The organism is Enterobacter sp. BNK-22 (genome assembly GCF_048684805.1).
Taxonomy (GTDB): Bacteria; Pseudomonadota; Gammaproteobacteria; order Enterobacterales; family Enterobacteriaceae; genus Enterobacter; species Enterobacter quasiroggenkampii.
The window spans coordinates 2,450,516-2,467,963 of sequence record NZ_JBLQTT010000001.1; the positions used below are offsets into that span (position 1 = coordinate 2,450,516).

The 17,448-nt window shown below is 58.2% G+C and carries 13 protein-coding genes and 1 other annotated feature; of the genes, 5 read left to right on the forward strand and 8 right to left on the reverse strand.

What is annotated here, in order from left to right:
* The first annotated feature begins 103 nt into the window (after positions 1-103).
* From copA to ybaK, 3 genes are all read left to right on the forward strand, one after another.
* Positions 104-2,602 carry a copper-exporting P-type ATPase CopA gene (gene copA / locus ACMGGE_RS11625; RefSeq protein WP_420293779.1) on the forward strand — a complete coding sequence of 833 codons (2,499 nt, stop codon included), beginning with the start codon at positions 104-106 and terminating at the stop codon, positions 2,600-2,602.
* Positions 2,603-2,652: 50 nt separating this feature from the next.
* Positions 2,653-3,447: a TraB/GumN family protein gene (locus ACMGGE_RS11630; protein ID WP_111967311.1), complete on the forward strand. Its 795-nt coding sequence runs from the start codon at positions 2,653-2,655 to the stop codon at positions 3,445-3,447.
* Between the two features lie 199 nt (positions 3,448-3,646).
* Positions 3,647-4,126 (forward strand): Cys-tRNA(Pro)/Cys-tRNA(Cys) deacylase YbaK, encoded by a 480-nt coding sequence (gene ybaK, locus ACMGGE_RS11635; protein WP_059311188.1) that lies wholly within the window; start codon positions 3,647-3,649, stop codon positions 4,124-4,126.
* Between the two features lie 90 nt (positions 4,127-4,216).
* On the opposite strand, the gene ushA is transcribed toward ybaK, so the two are convergent.
* Positions 4,217-5,869, reverse strand: coding sequence for a bifunctional UDP-sugar hydrolase/5'-nucleotidase UshA (gene ushA / locus ACMGGE_RS11640; RefSeq protein WP_196364935.1), 1,653 nt, complete (start codon positions 5,867-5,869; stop codon positions 4,217-4,219).
* Between the two features lie 161 nt (positions 5,870-6,030).
* On the opposite strand from ushA, the gene ACMGGE_RS11645 reads away from it, so the two are divergent.
* Together ACMGGE_RS11645 and ybaL are read left to right on the forward strand one after the other, a co-directional pair.
* Positions 6,031-7,239 carry an MFS transporter gene (locus ACMGGE_RS11645; protein ID WP_021241625.1) on the forward strand — a complete coding sequence of 403 codons (1,209 nt, stop codon included), beginning with the start codon at positions 6,031-6,033 and terminating at the stop codon, positions 7,237-7,239.
* A gap of 230 nt (positions 7,240-7,469) precedes the next feature.
* Positions 7,470-9,146, forward strand: coding sequence for a YbaL family putative K(+) efflux transporter (ybaL, locus tag ACMGGE_RS11650; RefSeq protein WP_045909744.1), 1,677 nt, complete (start codon positions 7,470-7,472; stop codon positions 9,144-9,146).
* Between the two features lie 92 nt (positions 9,147-9,238).
* Here the strand turns inward: ybaL and ACMGGE_RS11655 are convergent, their stop codons facing one another.
* The 7 genes from ACMGGE_RS11655 to dnaX all read right to left on the reverse strand — a co-directional run bounded on the left by ACMGGE_RS11655 (position 9,239) and on the right by dnaX (position 17,439).
* Positions 9,239-10,543, reverse strand: a complete 1,305-nt coding sequence (locus ACMGGE_RS11655) for an inosine/guanosine kinase (RefSeq protein WP_047716279.1) — start codon at positions 10,541-10,543, stop codon at positions 9,239-9,241.
* Positions 10,544-10,605: 62 nt separating this feature from the next.
* Complete coding sequence (gene hemH, locus ACMGGE_RS11660) at positions 10,606-11,568, reverse strand: ferrochelatase (RefSeq protein WP_032646187.1); 963 nt, start codon at positions 11,566-11,568, stop codon at positions 10,606-10,608.
* Positions 11,569-11,693: 125 nt separating this feature from the next.
* Positions 11,694-12,338, reverse strand: coding sequence for an adenylate kinase (gene adk, locus ACMGGE_RS11665; RefSeq protein WP_006809841.1), 645 nt, complete (start codon positions 12,336-12,338; stop codon positions 11,694-11,696).
* A gap of 195 nt (positions 12,339-12,533) precedes the next feature.
* Entirely contained in the window at positions 12,534-14,408 is a 1,875-nt protein-coding gene (gene htpG / locus ACMGGE_RS11670; RefSeq protein ID WP_045909747.1) for a molecular chaperone HtpG, read from the reverse strand.
* A 110-nt stretch (positions 14,409-14,518) separates the two neighbouring features.
* Entirely contained in the window at positions 14,519-15,124 is a 606-nt protein-coding gene (gene recR, locus ACMGGE_RS11675) for a recombination mediator RecR (RefSeq protein WP_008499298.1), read from the reverse strand.
* Positions 15,124-15,456, reverse strand: a complete 333-nt coding sequence (locus ACMGGE_RS11680) for a YbaB/EbfC family nucleoid-associated protein (protein WP_003858972.1) — start codon at positions 15,454-15,456, stop codon at positions 15,124-15,126. Before ACMGGE_RS11680 ends, recR begins: the two co-directional genes overlap by 1 nt.
* Positions 15,457-15,510: 54 nt before the next feature.
* Positions 15,511-17,439 carry a DNA polymerase III subunit gamma/tau gene (dnaX, locus tag ACMGGE_RS11685; RefSeq protein ID WP_048030118.1) on the reverse strand — a complete coding sequence of 643 codons (1,929 nt, stop codon included), beginning with the start codon at positions 17,437-17,439 and terminating at the stop codon, positions 15,511-15,513.
* Positions 16,117-16,181 (reverse strand) — a sequence feature (DnaX frameshifting element). (Overlaps the previous gene by 65 nt.)
* Positions 17,440-17,448 lie beyond the last annotated feature (9 nt).

Genomic DNA, 17,448 nt, shown 5'->3' on the forward strand with positions numbered 1-17,448 from the left:
CCCCTTGACCTTCCCCTTGATGGAAGGTTTAACCTTCATAACAGTTAGTGAAAAGCGTTACTCCGGTCAACAACTGACCAAAATATTATACGGGAGTTTTGTTATGTCTCACACTATTGACCTGACGCTGGACGGTCTCTCCTGCGGCCACTGCGTCAAACGCGTTAAAGAAAGCCTGGAACAGCGCCCTGATGTGGAAAGCGCTGACGTGACTATCGATCATGCCGCCGTGACCGGCAGCGCCAGCGCGGATGCGCTGATTGATACCATCAAGCAGGCCGGTTACGGGGCGGAGTTAAGCCACCCAAAGGCTAAACCGCTGGCAGAGTCATCATCCCCGTCGGAAGCACTGACAGCGGCCACTCCTGAGCTTCCGGCAGCGGATGATATTGATGACAGCCAACAGCTGCTGATCAACGGCATGAGCTGCGCCAGCTGCGTCTCCCGGGTACAAAACGCCCTGCAGGCGGTACCGGGTGTCGCGCAGGCACGGGTCAATCTTGCGGAGCGTACTGCGATGGTAATGGGCAACGCCTCCGCCGCAGAGTTAGTGCAGGCCGTTGAGAAAGCGGGCTACGGCGCGGAGGCCATCGAAGATGATGCCGAACGCCGCGAGCGCCAGCAGGAAACGGCTATCGCCACCATGAAGCGCTTCCGCTGGCAGGCGATTGTCGCCCTGCTGGTCGGTATTCCGGTGATGGTGTGGGGCATGCTCGGCGACAACATGATGGTCACCGACGACAACCGCACGCTGTGGCTGGTGATTGGTTTGATTACCCTTGCGGTGATGGTGTTCGCAGGCGGACATTTCTATACCAGCGCCTGGAAGAGCCTGAAAAATCGTACCGCGACGATGGATACCCTGGTCGCCCTCGGTACCGGCGCGGCGTGGCTCTATTCGATGAGCGTGAACGTCTGGCCCCAGTGGTTCCCGATGGAAGCGCGGCATCTCTATTATGAAGCGAGCGCGATGATTATCGGCCTGATTAACTTAGGCCATATGCTGGAAGCCCGCGCCCGCCAGCGCTCCTCGAAAGCGCTGGAAAGATTGCTTGATTTAACCCCACCGACGGCCCGCGTGGTCACGGACGAAGGGGAAAAAAGCGTTCCGCTGGCCGAGGTTCAGCCCGGCATGACGCTGCGTCTGACCACCGGCGACCGGGTTCCCGTTGACGGCAAGATAACCCAGGGCGAAGCCTGGCTGGATGAAGCGATGCTGACCGGGGAGCCTATCCCTCAGCAGAAATCAGACGGCGACGCCGTGCATGCCGGTACGGTCGTGCAGGACGGCAGCGTGCTGTTCACCGCCAGCGCCGTCGGCAGCCACACGACGCTGTCGCGTATTATTCGCATGGTGCGCCAGGCGCAGAGCAGTAAACCAGAAATTGGCCAGCTTGCTGATAAAATCTCGGCCATTTTTGTGCCGGTGGTGGTCGGCATTGCCCTGCTGAGTGCGGCGATCTGGTACTTCTTCGGCCCGGCGCCGCAGATTGTGTATACCCTGGTGATCGCCACCACGGTGCTGATCATCGCCTGCCCTTGCGCCCTTGGTCTGGCGACGCCAATGTCGATTATCTCCGGCGTAGGCCGCGCGGCCGAATTTGGCGTGCTGGTGCGGGACGCGGACGCGCTGCAGCGGGCCAGCACCCTGGACACGCTGGTGTTTGATAAAACCGGCACACTGACGGAAGGTAAACCGCAGGTGGTCGCCGTCCACACCGTGAGCATTACGGAAGAGGACGCGCTGCGTCTTGCCGCCGCGCTGGAGCAAGGCTCCAGCCATCCGCTGGCGCGCGCCATTCTTGATAAAGCCAATGCGTCTGCCCTGCCGCAGGTGAATCAGTTCCGCACCCTGCGCGGGCTCGGCGTGAGCGGTGAAGCAGAAGGCCACGCGCTGCTGCTGGGCAACCAGGCATTGCTCAATGAAAACGGCATTGATACCGCCGCGCTGGACAGTGAGCTCAAGGCGCAGGCGTCACAGGGCGCCACCCCGGTTCTGCTGGCGGTGGATGGCAAAGCCGCCGCGCTGCTGGCCGTGCGCGATCCGCTTCGCCAGGACAGCGTGGATGCCTTACAGCGTCTGCACCGTGCGGGATATCGTCTGGTGATGTTGACCGGGGATAACCCAACCACTGCCAACGCCATCGCGAAAGAAGCCGGTATTGACGAGGTGATTGCGGGCGTACTGCCGGATGGCAAAGCGGACGCCATTAAAAACCTGCAACGCCAGGGCCGTCAGGTGGCAATGGTCGGCGACGGCATCAACGATGCCCCGGCGCTGGCCCAGGCGGATGTGGGGATCGCAATGGGCGGCGGCAGTGACGTGGCCATCGAAACCGCGGCCATCACGCTGATGCGCCACAGCCTGATGGGCGTGGCCGATGCGCTGGCCATTTCGAAAGCTACGCTGCGCAACATGAAGCAGAACCTGCTGGGGGCGTTTATCTACAACTCGCTCGGCATCCCGATTGCTGCCGGTATTTTGTGGCCGCTGACCGGTACGCTGCTTAATCCGGTCGTCGCGGGTGCGGCGATGGCGCTCTCCTCCATCACCGTGGTCAGCAACGCCAACCGGCTGTTGCGGTTTAAACCGAAGGATTGAACCTTGTACCCGTACGCGCTAGCATGAACCTTTCCGTTTATGGAGCGCGTATGGGTCTGTTTCATCGTATAAAAACATCGTTTCGCGCCCTTTTCCCTCGCCGTTACGCCTGGCCCGGTCTGGATATTTCGCTTCCCGGCGGGCAACACCTGCACCTGGTTGGCAGCATCCATATGGGCACGCAGGATATGTCTCCCCTGCCTCCCGGCCTGATTAAACTGCTGAAACACGCCGATGCGCTGGTCGTTGAGGCGGACATTTCGGGTCAGGAGTCACCGTTTGCCGGGCTCGAGAGCGATCTCACCCTGGCGGAGCGCCTGGATGAAGCCCAGCTTGCGGAACTGACGCGCGTCGCCGAGGAAACCGGCGTCTCGCTCTCCATGATTGACACCCTGCCGCTGTGGCAAATCGCGATGGTACTGCAGGCTACGCAGGCGCAGCGTCTGGGGCTGCGGGGTGATTACGGCATTGATTACCAGCTGCTGAACGCGGCAAGGGCGCGCAGTTTGCCCATCATCGAGCTGGAAGGAACGGACAGTCAGATTGCGCTCCTGCGACAGCTTCCCGACGACGGTCTGATGTTGCTGGATGATACACTGACCCACTGGCACACCAACGCGCGCCTGCTGCAGACCATGATTGGCTGGTGGCTGGATGCACCGCCCGCGGACGGCAGGCTGGCGTTACCGTCGACGTTCAGCGAATCGCTGTATGATGTGCTGATGAATGCGCGCAATAAAGCCTGGCGGCAGACGTTGCATGCCTTACCTGCGGGGCGTTACGTGGTGGCGGTCGGGGCGTTACATTTGTACGGAGAAGGGAACTTGCCGTCGTTGCTGAAATAAAAAAATGGCCAATATTTCTATTGGCCCGTCAAAGAGGAATTTCATCGTTTTTATTATGCCGAAGGAGACCTTCGGTTGAGCCGATTGTCGCTCAAAGTGACCATCACTGCCAACACTATTGCGCAAGATGGTGCTATTTTTTAGACAAACGTCAGGCGTATGCTGTTGGCATGATTTGTCTGTCGTAAGAAGGATAGCTATGACTCCCGCCGTTAAATTACTCGAAAAAAACAACATTTCTTTCCGGATCCACACCTACGATCACGATCCGAATGAAACCAACTTTGGTGATGAAGTGGTGCGTAAGCTGGGGCTGAACGCTGACCAGGTTTATAAAACGCTGCTGGTGGCGGTGAATGGCGATATGAAGCACCTCGCCGTGGCGGTGACGCCCGTGGCAGGACAGCTGGACCTTAAGAAAGTCGCCAAAGCGCTGGGGGCGAAGAAGGTGGATATGGCGGATCCGATGGTGGCGCAGCGCACCACGGGCTACCTGGTGGGCGGCATCAGTCCACTCGGGCAGAAAAAACGCCTGCCGACGCTGATCGATGCCCCTTCACAGGAGTTTGAGACCATCTTTATCTCCGGCGGCAAACGCGGGCTGGATATTGAGCTGGCCGCGGGCGATCTGGCAAAAATGCTGGACGCGAAGTTTGCGGATATTGCCCGCCGGGAGTAAAAAAAGCCGGGTGGCGGCTACGCCTTACCCGGCCTACATTTTGCACCCGTAGGCCCGGTAAGCGCAGCGCCACCGGGCAACACAACGGCACTACTGCCAGCTCACCTCACCTTTCGGCTCATACGCATTCACGTCAATCGGCGAATTCTGCTCGATATACTGCTTCAGCACTTCCGCGTCGATAAAGCCGGTGTTCACGTATCCCGGTTTATTATCAATATGCGGATAGCCGTCGCCGCCGGTAGCGTTAAAGCTTAACGTCGCCAGACGGTAGGTTTTTGCCGGGTCAATCGGTTCGCCTTTGATCTTCAGGTCGTTAAGCTTGCCGTCTTTCGCTACGAAGCTCACGTTGGCAAACTGCGGATAGGCTCCGGAATCCGGCTTCATCTGCGCCACGGCGGTCAGGTAGTCAATGACCTCTTTCCCGCTCATGTCGGCATAGACCACCACGTTACCGAACGGCTGCACCTTCAGGACGTCTTTATAGGTGATGTTTCCGCCTTCGATGGAATCACGAATGCCGCCGCCGCTCATTACGCCAAAATCAGCCCCGGTGCGCGCCATTTGCGCCGCGAGCACCAGGTGGCCCATGTTGGTCTGCACGAAGCGAACTTTACTGCGGTCCCCCTCCAGACGACCGTTCAGCGTACCGATTTTCACATCCAGCTGCGCCTTGCCTTTGTTCTGGAACGGCGTCAGCAGGGAGAGCATCTGCTGGTTTTCAGCGATCTCTGGCGTGTAAAGTACGCGCTCGCTTTTCCCGTCAGGGTAAGTGACTTTCTTCTTCAGGTTGACCGGAATGAGCTGATAATGAACCAGCTTCATCTCGCCGTTACGGAACTCAAAGTCTGCCCGACCCACGTATTTGCCCCACTCGTGCGCCTGCACAATCCAGATACCGTTTTGACGGTCTGGCGCACACGGTGTGCCCGGGACGTAGTCCACCTGCTTTTTGTTCTCGGATGCCATACACACTGGATCCTGTGAGTGACCACCCACAATCATTGCCAGCGAGCCCGCAGGCAGGCTGCGCGCCATCTCCACGTCACCGGGCGCGTTAGAGCCGTGCTCACCGTTGTCGTAGTGCCCCATGTGCGTGGTGGCGATAATGACGTCCGGCTTTTCGTTTTGCTGCAGCTCCTGAATCACCAGCTTCGCTTCGTCCGCCGGTTTGCGGAATTCGATATCGGTGAAGAACTCAGGGTTGCCAATTTTCGCCGTATCGTCGGTGGTTAAGCCGATGACCGCGATCTTCAGATCCTGACGCTTAAACAGTGCCCACGGCTTAAACAGGCGCTCGCCGGTACTTTTTTGGTAAATATTGGCGGAGAGGAACGGGAATTTGGCCCATTTTTCCTGCTGACGGAGTACGGTCAGCGGATTATCAAATTCATGGTTACCGACGGCCATCGCGTCGTAGCCAATCAGATTCATGCCGCGAAAGTCGGGTTCGGCGTCCTGCAAATCGGATTCCGGCACGCCGGTGTTGATATCGCCGCCTGAGAGCAGCAACACGCTGCCGCCCTGGGCTGCGACCTCTTTACGAATGCCGTCCACCAGCGTTTTTTGTGCCGAGAGGCCATATTCGCCGTATTCACTGCGCCAGAAATGACCGTGGTGGTCGTTGGTATGCAGAATGGTAATTTTATAGGTTTTGTCTTTTTCATACGCCTGCGCGGGCAGGCTTACCAGCCCCCACGCCGCGATGAGCGCCAGCGCGACGCCCCGCTTCATTAACTTCATCTTCTCTCTCCCTGACCAATAGACAAAGGCAGAAATTACAGTGACTAATAAGAATAGACAAATAAGTTTTCATAATTGCGACTTTCTTCAAATGTCGCAGGCGGGTATGTTAGTCGGATAATAATTACTCCCTGCACTTCTGCTAACAAAACGTGGTATTTATGGCAATCAGTGAATCAACCCAGCCCGTTCCGGGCGCGCCGGCGTCGCGCACCTCCTTTAAAGTCTTAGGTGCAATCAGTCTTTCACACCTGCTCAACGACATGATCCAGTCGTTGATTCTGGCAATTTATCCGCTGCTGCAGTCCGAGTTTTCGTTAACCTTCGTGCAGATCGGGATGATCACCCTGACCTTCCAGCTAGCTTCCTCGCTGCTGCAGCCGGTGGTGGGCTACTGGACGGATAAATACCCGATGCCGTGGTCGCTGCCGATCGGCATGTGCTTTACCCTAAGCGGTCTGGTGCTGCTCGCCATGGCCGGGAGTTTTGAAGCCGTGCTGATCGCCGCCGCGCTGGTGGGTACCGGCTCGTCCGTGTTCCATCCGGAGTCCTCCCGCGTGGCGCGGATGGCGTCCGGTGGTCGTCACGGCCTGGCGCAGTCACTTTTCCAGGTGGGCGGTAACTTTGGTAGCTCTCTCGGCCCGCTGCTGGCCGCAGTAATCATTGCCCCTTACGGTAAAGGCAACGTGGCGTGGTTTGTGCTGGCCGCGCTGCTGGCGATTATTGTGCTGGCGCAGATTAGCCGCTGGTATGCCGCTCAGCATCGCGTCAATAAAGGAAAACCTAAAGCGAAGGTTATCAATCCCCTGCCGCGCAATAAGGTTATCCTGGCGGTAGCCGTCCTGCTGGTGCTGATTTTCTCGAAATACTTCTATATGGCGAGCATCAGCAGCTATTACACCTTTTATCTGATGCAAAAATTCGGATTATCGGTACAAAATGCGCAGATTCACCTGTTTGCCTTCCTGTTCGCCGTTGCGGCCGGCACGGTCATTGGCGGGCCTGTGGGGGATAAGATTGGGCGTAAATATGTCATTTGGGGCTCTATCCTCGGTGTGGCGCCCTTTACCCTCATTTTGCCGTACGCCAGCCTTGAATGGACGGGAATTTTAACCGTGATTATTGGTTTTATCCTCGCTTCCGCGTTTTCCGCCATTCTGGTCTATGCTCAGGAGCTGCTGCCTGGCCGTATCGGTATGGTTTCCGGACTCTTTTTCGGTTTTGCCTTCGGCATGGGCGGGCTGGGTGCAGCGGTGTTAGGGATGGTTGCGGATCACACCAGCATCTTCCTGGTTTATAAAATCTGCGCTTTCCTGCCACTTCTTGGGATGTTGACCATATTCCTGCCTGATAACCGCCACAAAGCGTGAATTACGGGCAGCCAAAGTGTGACATTGGCTGCCTGACACCCTGATGCCATAAGGGTTTCTTCTTTCTCCTCTCGCTGAATTTATCAAAATGCGCTTTTTTACGCGCATATTGCTGTTTTATTCAAACTTCAACAATTATTCATAAACATAAGAGTAAAAATTGTCATAAACTATTACTCGGTTTTTTGGTTTTTCACCAAAAAGGAACACCCACAACGAAAGGAGACGGAATGCACCACGCCACACCGCTTATCACCACCATTGTTGGTGGACTTGTGCTCGCTTTTATCCTCGGCATGATTGCCAATAAACTGCGTATTTCTCCTCTTGTCGGCTATCTGCTGGCAGGTGTGCTGGCGGGACCGTTTACGCCAGGTTTCGTTGCGGATACCAAACTGGCCCCTGAACTGGCGGAATTGGGCGTGATTCTGCTGATGTTTGGCGTCGGTCTGCACTTTTCCCTGAAGGATTTGATGGCGGTAAAGTCGATTGCCATACCGGGAGCGATCGCCCAGATAGGGGTGGCGACGCTGCTTGGGATGGCGCTTTCGGCCGTGCTGGGCTGGTCGTTAATGACCGGTATCGTATTTGGGCTGTGTCTCTCAACCGCCAGTACCGTGGTGCTGCTGCGCGCGCTTGAGGAGAGACAGCTGATTGACAGCCAGCGCGGGCAGATCGCGATTGGCTGGCTGATTGTTGAAGATCTGGTCATGGTCCTGACGCTGGTGCTGCTGCCCGCCGTCGCCGGGATGATGGAAAAAGACAACGTCGGCTTCGCCTCGCTGGCGCTGGATATGAGCATCACCATCGGTAAAGTGGTGGCGTTTATCGCCATCATGATGCTGGTGGGCCGCCGTCTGGTACCGTGGATCATGTCCCGCAGCGCGGCGACCGGCTCCCGCGAGCTGTTCACCCTCTCCGTGCTGGCGCTGGCGCTGGGCATCGCCTTTGGTGCCGTTGAGCTGTTTGATGTCTCCTTTGCCCTGGGCGCGTTCTTCGCCGGGATGGTGCTGAACGAATCCGAGCTGAGCCACCGTGCGGCGCACGATACGCTGCCGCTGCGCGATGCGTTTGCCGTGCTGTTCTTCGTCTCCGTCGGGATGCTGTTTGACCCGCTGGTGCTGATCCAGCAGCCGCTGGCCGTGCTGGGCACGCTGGCGATCATTATTTTTGGTAAGTCGCTCGCCGCCTTCTTCCTGGTGCGAATGTTCGGTCACTCCCCGCGGACGGCGCTGACCATTGCCGCCAGCCTGGCGCAGATTGGCGAGTTCGCCTTTATTCTGGCCGGTCTGGGCATGGCCCTGAACCTGCTGCCGCAGGCGGGACAAAACCTGGTGCTGGCGGGGGCGATCCTGTCGATTATGCTGAACCCGGTCCTGTTTGCCCTGCTGGAAAAATACCTCGACAAAACCGAAACGCTGGAAGAGCAGACGCTCGAAGAGGCCATCGAAGAAGAGAAGCAGATCCCGGTGGATATTTGCAATCACGCCCTGCTGGTCGGCTTTGGCCGCGTGGGCAGCCTGCTCGGCGAGAAGCTGATGGCGCAGGGTATTCCGCTGGTGGTGATTGAAACCTCACGCACCCGCGTCGACGAGCTGCGCGAGCGCGGTATTCGCGCGGTGCTGGGCAACGCGGCGAACGAAGAGATCATGAATCTGGCGCATCTGGACTGCGCCCGCTGGCTGCTGCTCACCATACCCAACGGCTATGAAGCGGGTGAGATTGTGGCTTCCGCGCGCGCGAAGTGCCCAACGATTGAGATTATCGCCCGGGCGCACTATGACGACGAGGTGGAGTACATTACCGAGCGCGGTGCAGATAAGGTGGTGATGGGCGAGCGCGAGATTGCTAACACCATGCTGACGCTACTGGAGAAACCGCCGGTTGAAGAGGCGGTGACGGGGTAGGTTTGGTGCGGCCTGATGCCCTCACCCTGGCCCTCTCCCACGGGGAGAGGGAACAAACATTAAAAAAGGCAACTTACGTTGCCTTTTTACATTTACCGATCCCAATACGCCTCTTCGAGGCTGTCTTCCCGTTCCGGCAGGCCACGCGTTAAGCGCGGTGAGTGCTGGTTCAGCACCTGATAGCTTACGCGGTTGGCGTACTTGCACACCTGCGCCAGCGACGAATAGGTCAGCCAGCTGAACTTATGCTTGCTGGAATTCGGCACGTTGGTTTTGTGGTAGGCATTGGCGGTAATGTCGTGCAGCAGCGCGGCCAGGGCGCCGTCGCCTGCGCCGTTGGTGTTCATGATCTTCTCCGGACCGCCCATGTAGGGGGCGATGTGAGAATAAATACGCAGCGGATTCACGCAATCCTTGTAACGCATGCCGCGGCTGAACTCGTACTGGTTAAACTCGGCAATCGCGCCGGGCAGCAGCGGATGCTGGGTTTTGCGTTTGCTCTCTTCCTCCGTGAAGCCGGCCATATACAGTCCGACAGGGCCCGCGGTGCAGAGCACCAGATCCACCCAGTCCAGCGCTTTATCGGACGCCAGCAGCGGATCGCTTTCACCGGTCAGCGCTTCGGCCTCCTCTTCGTTCATCGCCAGAATCGAGACGTGCTCTTTCAGGAACGCCTGCCACCACTCTGGGTTATCGGCAATCACGAATTTGGTGCCCAGCGTCAGAACGACCGGCACGTCGTACTTCTTCGCGTACTCAATCGCCTTCATGGTCGCTTCCGGCATCGGCTCGCCCGGCTTGCATCGCACCAGGTAGGAGGTCAGCACCAGCGCCGAGGCGCCCGCAATCACCTCTTCGGGAATGCTTTCCGCGCGCAGCTTGTTCATATGCCCAGGACTGATGGCAAAGGTCCGCTCGCCGGATTCGCCGATCAGCGTAAAGCAGCGGCCAATCGGGCCGTCGACGCCCTGAAGATAGTTCAGATCGGTACGGCTGGAGGTGTTGCACAGATAGCGGTAAGCGTAGCCGCCAATTTCAATGTTGCTGCACATCACGCCGAGCAGTACCGAACGGTCGTCGGCCAGCACGGAGTAGTTATGCATGGTATTGCCGATGGTGCCACCGGCGAACTGATGGGTAATCAGGTTTTCGCGCACCAGCTCCTGGTACAGCGCTTCGGCAACGTCGTCTTCAATCACCAGCGAATGTCCGGCGCTCAGACCGTAACGGGCGACAAACGCATCATCCACTTTGGCTTCAATGTCCACCAGCGTCTGATCGATACCGACGACCCACGCCGCGCTGGTTTCATTTTCTGGCTGGATTTGCTGCAGGAGCGGATCGCGGGCATCGACGGGGAAGTAGTGTTTGGATTTGCGTTTACCGGGAAATTTCATGGTCTGAACTGTACGAAGAATATGGGCCGGGAATGGTAGCACAAACCCGACCCGGAGTGCGATCAGCGGCTGTTCGTCACCAGCGAGACCATCATGTCGATATGCTCAGGCGAGTCGTTAAGCGCCGGAATGTATTCGTACTTTTCGCCGCCAGCCTCCAGGAAAAATTCCCGGTTTTGCACCGCGATCTCCTCCAGCGTTTCCAGACAGTCTGCCGAGAAGCCCGGCGACATCACCTGAATATGCTTCACGCCCTTCTCGCCGAGCATTTTGAGGGTTTCATCGGTGTACGGCGTCAGCCACGGCTCGCGGCCGAAGCGCGACTGGAAGGTCATCATCACCTTCTCCGGCGGCAGGCCAAGGGCGGAGACCAGCTCGCGGGTGGTATCGCGACAGCGCTGCGGGTAATCATCCCCTTCGTTAGCGAAACGCTGCGGGATCCCGTGATAGGAGAGCAGCAGCAGATCCGGCTCACCGTGCTTTTCAAACGACGCGCGCGCGCTGTTAGCAAGCGCCTTGATGTAGAGCTCGTTATCCGCGTAGTCGCGAATAAAGGTCACGCCCGGAATGCGGCGGCGGGTCGCCAGAATGCGCGCCAGCTCGTCCCAGACGGCGGCCACCGTCGAGCAGGAGTACTGCGGGTAGAGCGCCAGCACCACGATATGGTCCACGCCCTGCGCCAGCAGGGATTCTACCGCGCTTTCCAGAGAGGGTTTGCCGTAGCTCATGCCGAGCGCGACGGGCATATCCGGCAGGCGGGCGGCCAGCGCTTTTTCCTGGCGACGGCTGTAGACCATCAGCGGCGAGCCCTCTTCCATCCATACGGACTGATAGAGTTTGGCGACGCGCGGAGAACGAATCGGCAGAATGACGCCACGCAGCAGCGGCCACCACAGCAGTCGCGGAAAATCCACGACGCGCGTGTCGCTTAAAAATTGTCGCAGGTAGCGTTTTACCGCGTCTGATGTAGGTGCTTCTGGAGTGCCCAGATTGGCAAGCAGGATGCCGGTTTTCGCCTGACTCATTCACGCCTCTTAACCATTTGAATGGTTGTCAATTGTAGCGGAAATGCGTTTAAACGGAACCCATTGCTGCAATAGGTAAGATGAGAATATTTCTCACCCGGAGGACCCGGGTGAGAGAAGTGCAATTAGCCGAGGATTTTTTCCAGCTCTGCACGTACATCAGCCACGGCTTTGGTGCCGTCGACTTTGGCGTATTTGGTGTTACCCGCCTGCGCTTCTTTGGTGTAGTAGCCGATCAGCGGCGCGGTCATCTGATGGTATTCCACCAGGCGCTTGCGCACGGTCTCTTCCTGATCGTCTTTACGGGTGGTCAGCTCTTCGCCGGTCACGTCATCTTTGCCTTCAACCTTAGGCGGGTTGAATTTGATGTGGTAAACGCGGCCAGAAGCAGCGTGTACGCGACGGCCAACGATGCGGTCAACGATCAGCTCGTCCGGTACGTCGAACTCCAGAACGTAGTCCACGTTGATGCCCGCTTCTTTCATGGCGTCAGCCTGAGGAATGGTGCGTGGGAAGCCGTCCAGCAGGAAACCGTTACGGCAGTCTTCCTGAGCAATGCGCTCTTTGACCAGAGCAATTACCAGCTCGTCGGTCACCAGCTTGCCTGCGTCCATGATGTCTTTCGCCTGTTTACCCAGCTCGGAGCCAGATTTTACAGCGGCGCGCAGCATATCACCGGTGGAGATTTGCGGAATACCGTATTTCTCCATGATGAACTGAGCCTGAGTTCCTTTACCCGCGCCCGGAGCGCCAAGCAGAATAATACGCATTGCGAAAATCCCCTCAAAAGTCGTTTCAATTTTTCAAAAGCGCTAAACAATACCACCAGAACGGGCATCGCTCAAGGAAGGCAGGAAGGCTGAAACGGTTAATGGGGGGAGATAATTTGGAGTTGTGCGGTCTGGTGCCCTCACCCCGGCCCTCTCCCACGGGGAGAGGGAGAAGACCAGGAGAGGCGTGCTCAATTACGCCAGCAGCAGCGCATTCACACGTTTAATGAAGAGGTTAGGATCTTCCAGCGTGCCGCGTTCGGCCAGCAGGGACTGATCCAGCAGGAGTTCAACCCACTCGGCAAAGCGGGCGTCGTCCTGGGTATCCGCCGCGCGTTTCACCAGCGGATGATCCGGATTAAGCTCAAAGATATATTTCACTTCCGGTACCGCCTGGCCCGCTGCCGCGAACAGCTTCGCCATCTGGGTGCTCATTTCGTCGGCATCGGTCGTGACGATGGCCGGGGTGTCGGTCAGACGGTGAGTGAAACGCACCTCTTTCACGCGGTCACCCAGCAGGGTTTTCACGCGCTCAACGAACGGCTCCAGCGCCTTCTCGGCTTCTTTCGCGTTCTCATCCACTTCATCCGCCAGCTTGTCGATAGATTCGTCGGCTTTGGCAACGGACTGGAACGCCTTACCGTCGAACTCGGTCAGGTAGTTCATCATCCACTCGTCGATGCGGTCAGAAAGCAGCAGCACTTCGATGCCTTTCTTACGCAGCAGCTCCAGGTGCGGGCTGCTCTTCGCCGCGGCGTAGCTGTCGGCGGTGATGTAGTAGATCTTCTCCTGCCCTTCTTTCATGCGGGAGACGTACTCTTCCAGCGACACGGTCTGCGCGGAGGAGTCGGTGTGCGTAGAGGCGAAGCGCAGCAGTTTGGCGATGGTTTCAACGTTCGCGGTGTCTTCTGCCGGGCCTTCTTTCAGCACCAGGCCGAACTGTTTCCAGAAGGTCTGATATTTTTCCGCATCGTCTTTCGCCAGTTTTTCCAGCATCTGCAGCGCACGTTTGGTCAGGGCGTTGCGCAGGTTACGGGTGACAGTGCTGTCCTGCAGAATTTCACGGGAGACGTTCAGCGGCAGGTCGTTGGAATCGATCAGGCCGCGGACAAAGCGCAGGTAGTTCGGCATGAACTGCTCGGCGTCGTCCATGATGAAGACGCGCTGCACGTACAGCTTCAGGCCGTGCTTGTGATCGCGGTTCCACATGTCCCACGGCGCCTGTGCCGGGATGTACAGCAGGCTGGTGTACTCCTGCTTACCTTCCACACGGTTGTGGCTCCAGGTCAGCGGGTCGGTAAAGTCGTGGGCGATGTGCTTGTAGAATTCGTTGTACTCGTCGTCTTTAATTTCAGACTTGTTGCGCGTCCACAGCGCCTGCGCCTTGTTGATTTTCTCCCAGGAAACCACGGTTTCACCGTCTTTCTCTTCCTGTTTTTCAATCTCGACCGGCAGGGCGATGTGGTCGGAATATTTGCTGATGATGGAGCGCACGCGCCAGTCGTTCAGGAAATCATCTTCCCCTTCACGCAGGTGCAGGGTGATTTCGGTGCCGCGGTCCGCTTTGGTGATGTCATCAACGGTGTATTCGCCTTCCCCTTTGGATTCCCACAGCACTCCGTTTTCAGCGCTGTCGCCCGCCGCACGGGTGCGCACGGTAACTTTGTCCGCCACAATGAACGCCGAGTAGAAACCGACGCCGAACTGGCCGATGAGCTGGCTGTCTTTCGCCTGGTCAGAGCCCATGGACTCCAGGAACGCCTTAGTGCCGGATTTCGCGATGGTCCCGAGGTGGTCGATCACCTCGTCGCGGTTCATCCCGATGCCGTTATCGGCGATAGTCAGGGTGCGGTTCTCTTTATTAAACGAGACGCGCACGCGCAGCTCGCCGTCGCCTTCGTACAGATCCGGGTTAGACAGCGCGCGGAAGCGCAGCTTGTCCGCCGCATCCGAGGCGTTGGAAATCAGCTCACGCAGGAAAATTTCTTTGTTGGAATACAGGGAATGGATCATCAGGTGCAGAAGCTGTTTTACTTCTGACTGGAAACCACGGGTTTCTTGTCCTTTCATCTATGTCGACCTCAACAATGCCATTTAATGGGGTTTTAAAACGTTGAGTGAGAGATGGGGATACGGGGGGAAATTTTCAAGCGGAGGCCGCGCACGCAGCCTCCGTTTGGTCAGAAAATAATCTTGTGACGTCCGGCCAGAGAGTGCGACAGCGTGGTGCCGTCCACCATCTCCAGCTCGCCGCCGACCGGCACGCCATGGGCGATGCGGCTGGCGTCAACGCCATACTGCGAGCACAGCTCGGCAATATAGTTGGCGGTTGCCTCCCCTTCCACCGTGGGGTTGGTGGCGAGGATCACCTCTTTGATCGTTTCGGATTCAAGACGCTGTTCAAGGCGGTCAAGACCGATATCGTCCGGGCCAATACCGTCCAGCGGGGAGAGATGCCCCATCAGCACGAAATAGCGGCCGGAAAACTGCCCGGTTTGTTCGATGGCGTAGATGTCCGCCGGACTCTCCACCACGCAAATCTGGCCGTTTTCCTGACGACGCGGGTTCGTGCAGATGTTACACACGTCCTGCTCGGTAAAGGTACGGCAATCCGCACAGTGACCGATTTCTGACATGGCGCGGGTTAAAGCCTGCGCCAGGCGCATCCCGCCGCTGCGGTCGCGCTGCAATAGCGTAAACGCCATGCGCTGCGCCGACTTCGGGCCAACGCCCGGCAGGCAGCGCAGTGCTTCCATTAACTGCGTGAGCAGCGGACTGGTTTGCATCAGAACGGCATCTTGAAGCCAGGCGGCAGCTGCATGCCGCTGGACACGGAGGCCATTTTCTCTTTCTGGGTTTCGTCGATACGGCGAGCGGCATCGTTAAACGCGGCTGCAACCAGATCTTCCAGCATCTCTTTGTCGTCTTCGAGCAGGCTCGGGTCGATTTCCACGCGACGGCAGTTGTGCGCACCGTTGATGGTCACCTTGACCAGACCGGCACCGGATTCACCCGTGACTTCCAGCTGAGCGATCTCTTCCTGCATCTTCTGCATTTTTTCCTGCATCTGCTGAGCCTGCTTCATCAGGCCACCCAGACCGCCTTTTCCACCAAACATAGGCTTCTCTCTTCTTTCACGTTTAAGGATTACAACCGTAAGTCAGACTCACGATCAAATGGGGCGAATACTCTCTTCATCCAGATCGGCGTCGAAGAACCGGCGCAGGGTCTGAATGTTGTTATCCGCAATAATCGCCTCGCGCGCCTGCGCGAGCTTCTCTTCATAAATGGCCTGGCGCCACTCGAGCGGCGTTTTCACTGCCGGATTATCATCTTCAATGATAGTCAATTCAACCGGTGCCCCCTGTAAAGCGGCAAGCGCCTCGGCCAGCGCCTTTTGCGCGCCAGGGGAATTCAGGTGACGCTGGCCAGGACGCAGGTGCAGACGCACCTGATTGCCGTCCTGCTCTTTCCAGGCGTTCAGCGCGACCTGCTCGACCAGCTTCGGCAACTGGAGTTTGCTGACCTCGGCGGCCCAGGCGTCGCGCGCAATCGACTCTTCAGCAAGCTTCGCGGAAAGCTCCGGCGTTTTTTCATGCTCCAGCGCCTTTTTCAGCGCTTTCGGCGTGGCCACCTCTTCCTTCACGGTTTCGGTGATGGTGGTTGCCTTCCAGCGGTAAGCCTCTTCTTTCACCGGGGCTTTCTGCTCGAGCGCGGACGGTGCCGGACGCGACTGAACGCGCTCCGTTACCGAGGCCAGTCGTTCAAGCGCGGCGTTGTTCACCGGCCGCGCTCTTCCTGGCGCTGCCGGTTCACTCTTTTTTGGTTTGGTTACTCCCTGGGCACGCTGCAGCTGGCTGCGCGCGGCAAGCACCGAACTGGTGGCATCCGACAGCGGTACGTTCTGCTGCGGTGGCGGCGTCGGCTGCGGCGGCACCTGCTGCGGTGACATCACCGCCGTGGGCGCGACCGGCGCGAAAGACTGTCGCGGCACTTCCGGCTCCGGCAGCGGCATGCGCGGGTGGAACGCCAGCGCGCGCAGCAGCGTCATTTCAACGCCCATCCGCGGATCCGGCGCAAACGGTAACTCTTTGCGGCCAATCAGCAGCGTCTGGTAATAAAGCTGCACGTCGGCAGGCGGCACGGTGCGGGCAAGCTCACGCATCCGCTGTTCAATGGCCGCCATATCCGCACCAATCGCGGAAGGAGAAAGCTGCAGCATCGCCACGCGGTGCAGCAGGCTGAGCATCTCAACCAGCAGCCCTTCCCACTCAATACCGCGGGCAGCGGCCGCGTTCACCTGCGACATCACGCGTTCGCCGTTAGCGGCAATCATCGCTTCGATAAGCGACAGCGCCTGATCGTCATCCAGCGTGCCAAGCATGGTGCTGACCGCCTCGGTGGAGAGCTTGCCGTCACCGCTGGCAATCGCCTGGTCGGTCAGGCTTAATGCATCACGCAGGCTGCCGTCCGCCGCGCGGGCAAGCAGCTGCAGGGCGCGCGGTTCGTGGACAATCTTCTCTTCATCAAGAATATGCTCAAGCTGCGCACGGATCTGCTCAACGTCCAGCGCCTTCAGGTGGAACTGCAGGCAGCGCGATAAAATCGTGACCGGCAGCTTTTGCGGATCGGTGGTCGCCAGCAGGAACTTCACGTGCGCGGGCGGCTCTTCCAGCGTCTTCAGCAGGGCGTTAAAGCTGTGGCGCGACAGCATGTGCACTTCATCGATCAGGTAGACCTTGAAGCGGCCGCGCGCCGGGGCGTACTGCACGTTGTCGAGCAGGTCGCGGGTATCTTCCACTTTGGTGCGCGAAGCGGCATCGATCTCGATCAGATCGACAAAACGCCCCTGCTCGATCTCCCGACAGTTATCACACACGCCGCACGGCGTGGCGGTGATCCCGGTTTCGCAGTTGAGACCTTTTGCCAGCAAACGGGCAATAGAGGTCTTACCGACGCCACGGGTGCCGGAAAAAAGATAGGCGTGATGGATGCGACCTAGCGACAAGCCGTTCGCCAGGGCCGTCAGCACATGTTCCTGACCGACAACGTCAGCAAAGGTTTGTGGTCGCCATTTACGGGCTAACACCTGATAACTCATGGGCAGGCT

Excerpts from the sequence above, each read along its gene's own strand:
- copA (WP_420293779.1), top strand. The coding sequence starts at position 104 with ATGTCTCACACTATTGACCTGACGCTGGACGGTCTCTCCTGCGGCCAC.
- ACMGGE_RS11630 (WP_111967311.1), top strand. The coding sequence starts at position 2,653 with ATGGGTCTGTTTCATCGTATAAAAACATCGTTTCGCGCCCTTTTCCCT.
- ybaK (WP_059311188.1), top strand. The coding sequence starts at position 3,647 with ATGACTCCCGCCGTTAAATTACTCGAAAAAAACAACATTTCTTTCCGG.
- ushA (WP_196364935.1), bottom strand. The coding sequence starts at position 5,869 with ATGAAGTTAATGAAGCGGGGCGTCGCGCTGGCGCTCATCGCGGCGTGG.
- ACMGGE_RS11645 (WP_021241625.1), top strand. The coding sequence starts at position 6,031 with ATGGCAATCAGTGAATCAACCCAGCCCGTTCCGGGCGCGCCGGCGTCG.
- ybaL (WP_045909744.1), top strand. The coding sequence starts at position 7,470 with ATGCACCACGCCACACCGCTTATCACCACCATTGTTGGTGGACTTGTG.
- ACMGGE_RS11655 (WP_047716279.1), bottom strand. The coding sequence starts at position 10,543 with ATGAAATTTCCCGGTAAACGCAAATCCAAACACTACTTCCCCGTCGAT.
- hemH (WP_032646187.1), bottom strand. The coding sequence starts at position 11,568 with ATGAGTCAGGCGAAAACCGGCATCCTGCTTGCCAATCTGGGCACTCCA.
- adk (WP_006809841.1), bottom strand. The coding sequence starts at position 12,338 with ATGCGTATTATTCTGCTTGGCGCTCCGGGCGCGGGTAAAGGAACTCAG.
- htpG (WP_045909747.1), bottom strand. The coding sequence starts at position 14,408 with ATGAAAGGACAAGAAACCCGTGGTTTCCAGTCAGAAGTAAAACAGCTT.
- recR (WP_008499298.1), bottom strand. The coding sequence starts at position 15,124 with ATGCAAACCAGTCCGCTGCTCACGCAGTTAATGGAAGCACTGCGCTGC.
- ACMGGE_RS11680 (WP_003858972.1), bottom strand. The coding sequence starts at position 15,456 with ATGTTTGGTGGAAAAGGCGGTCTGGGTGGCCTGATGAAGCAGGCTCAG.
- dnaX (WP_048030118.1), bottom strand. The coding sequence starts at position 17,439 with ATGAGTTATCAGGTGTTAGCCCGTAAATGGCGACCACAAACCTTTGCT.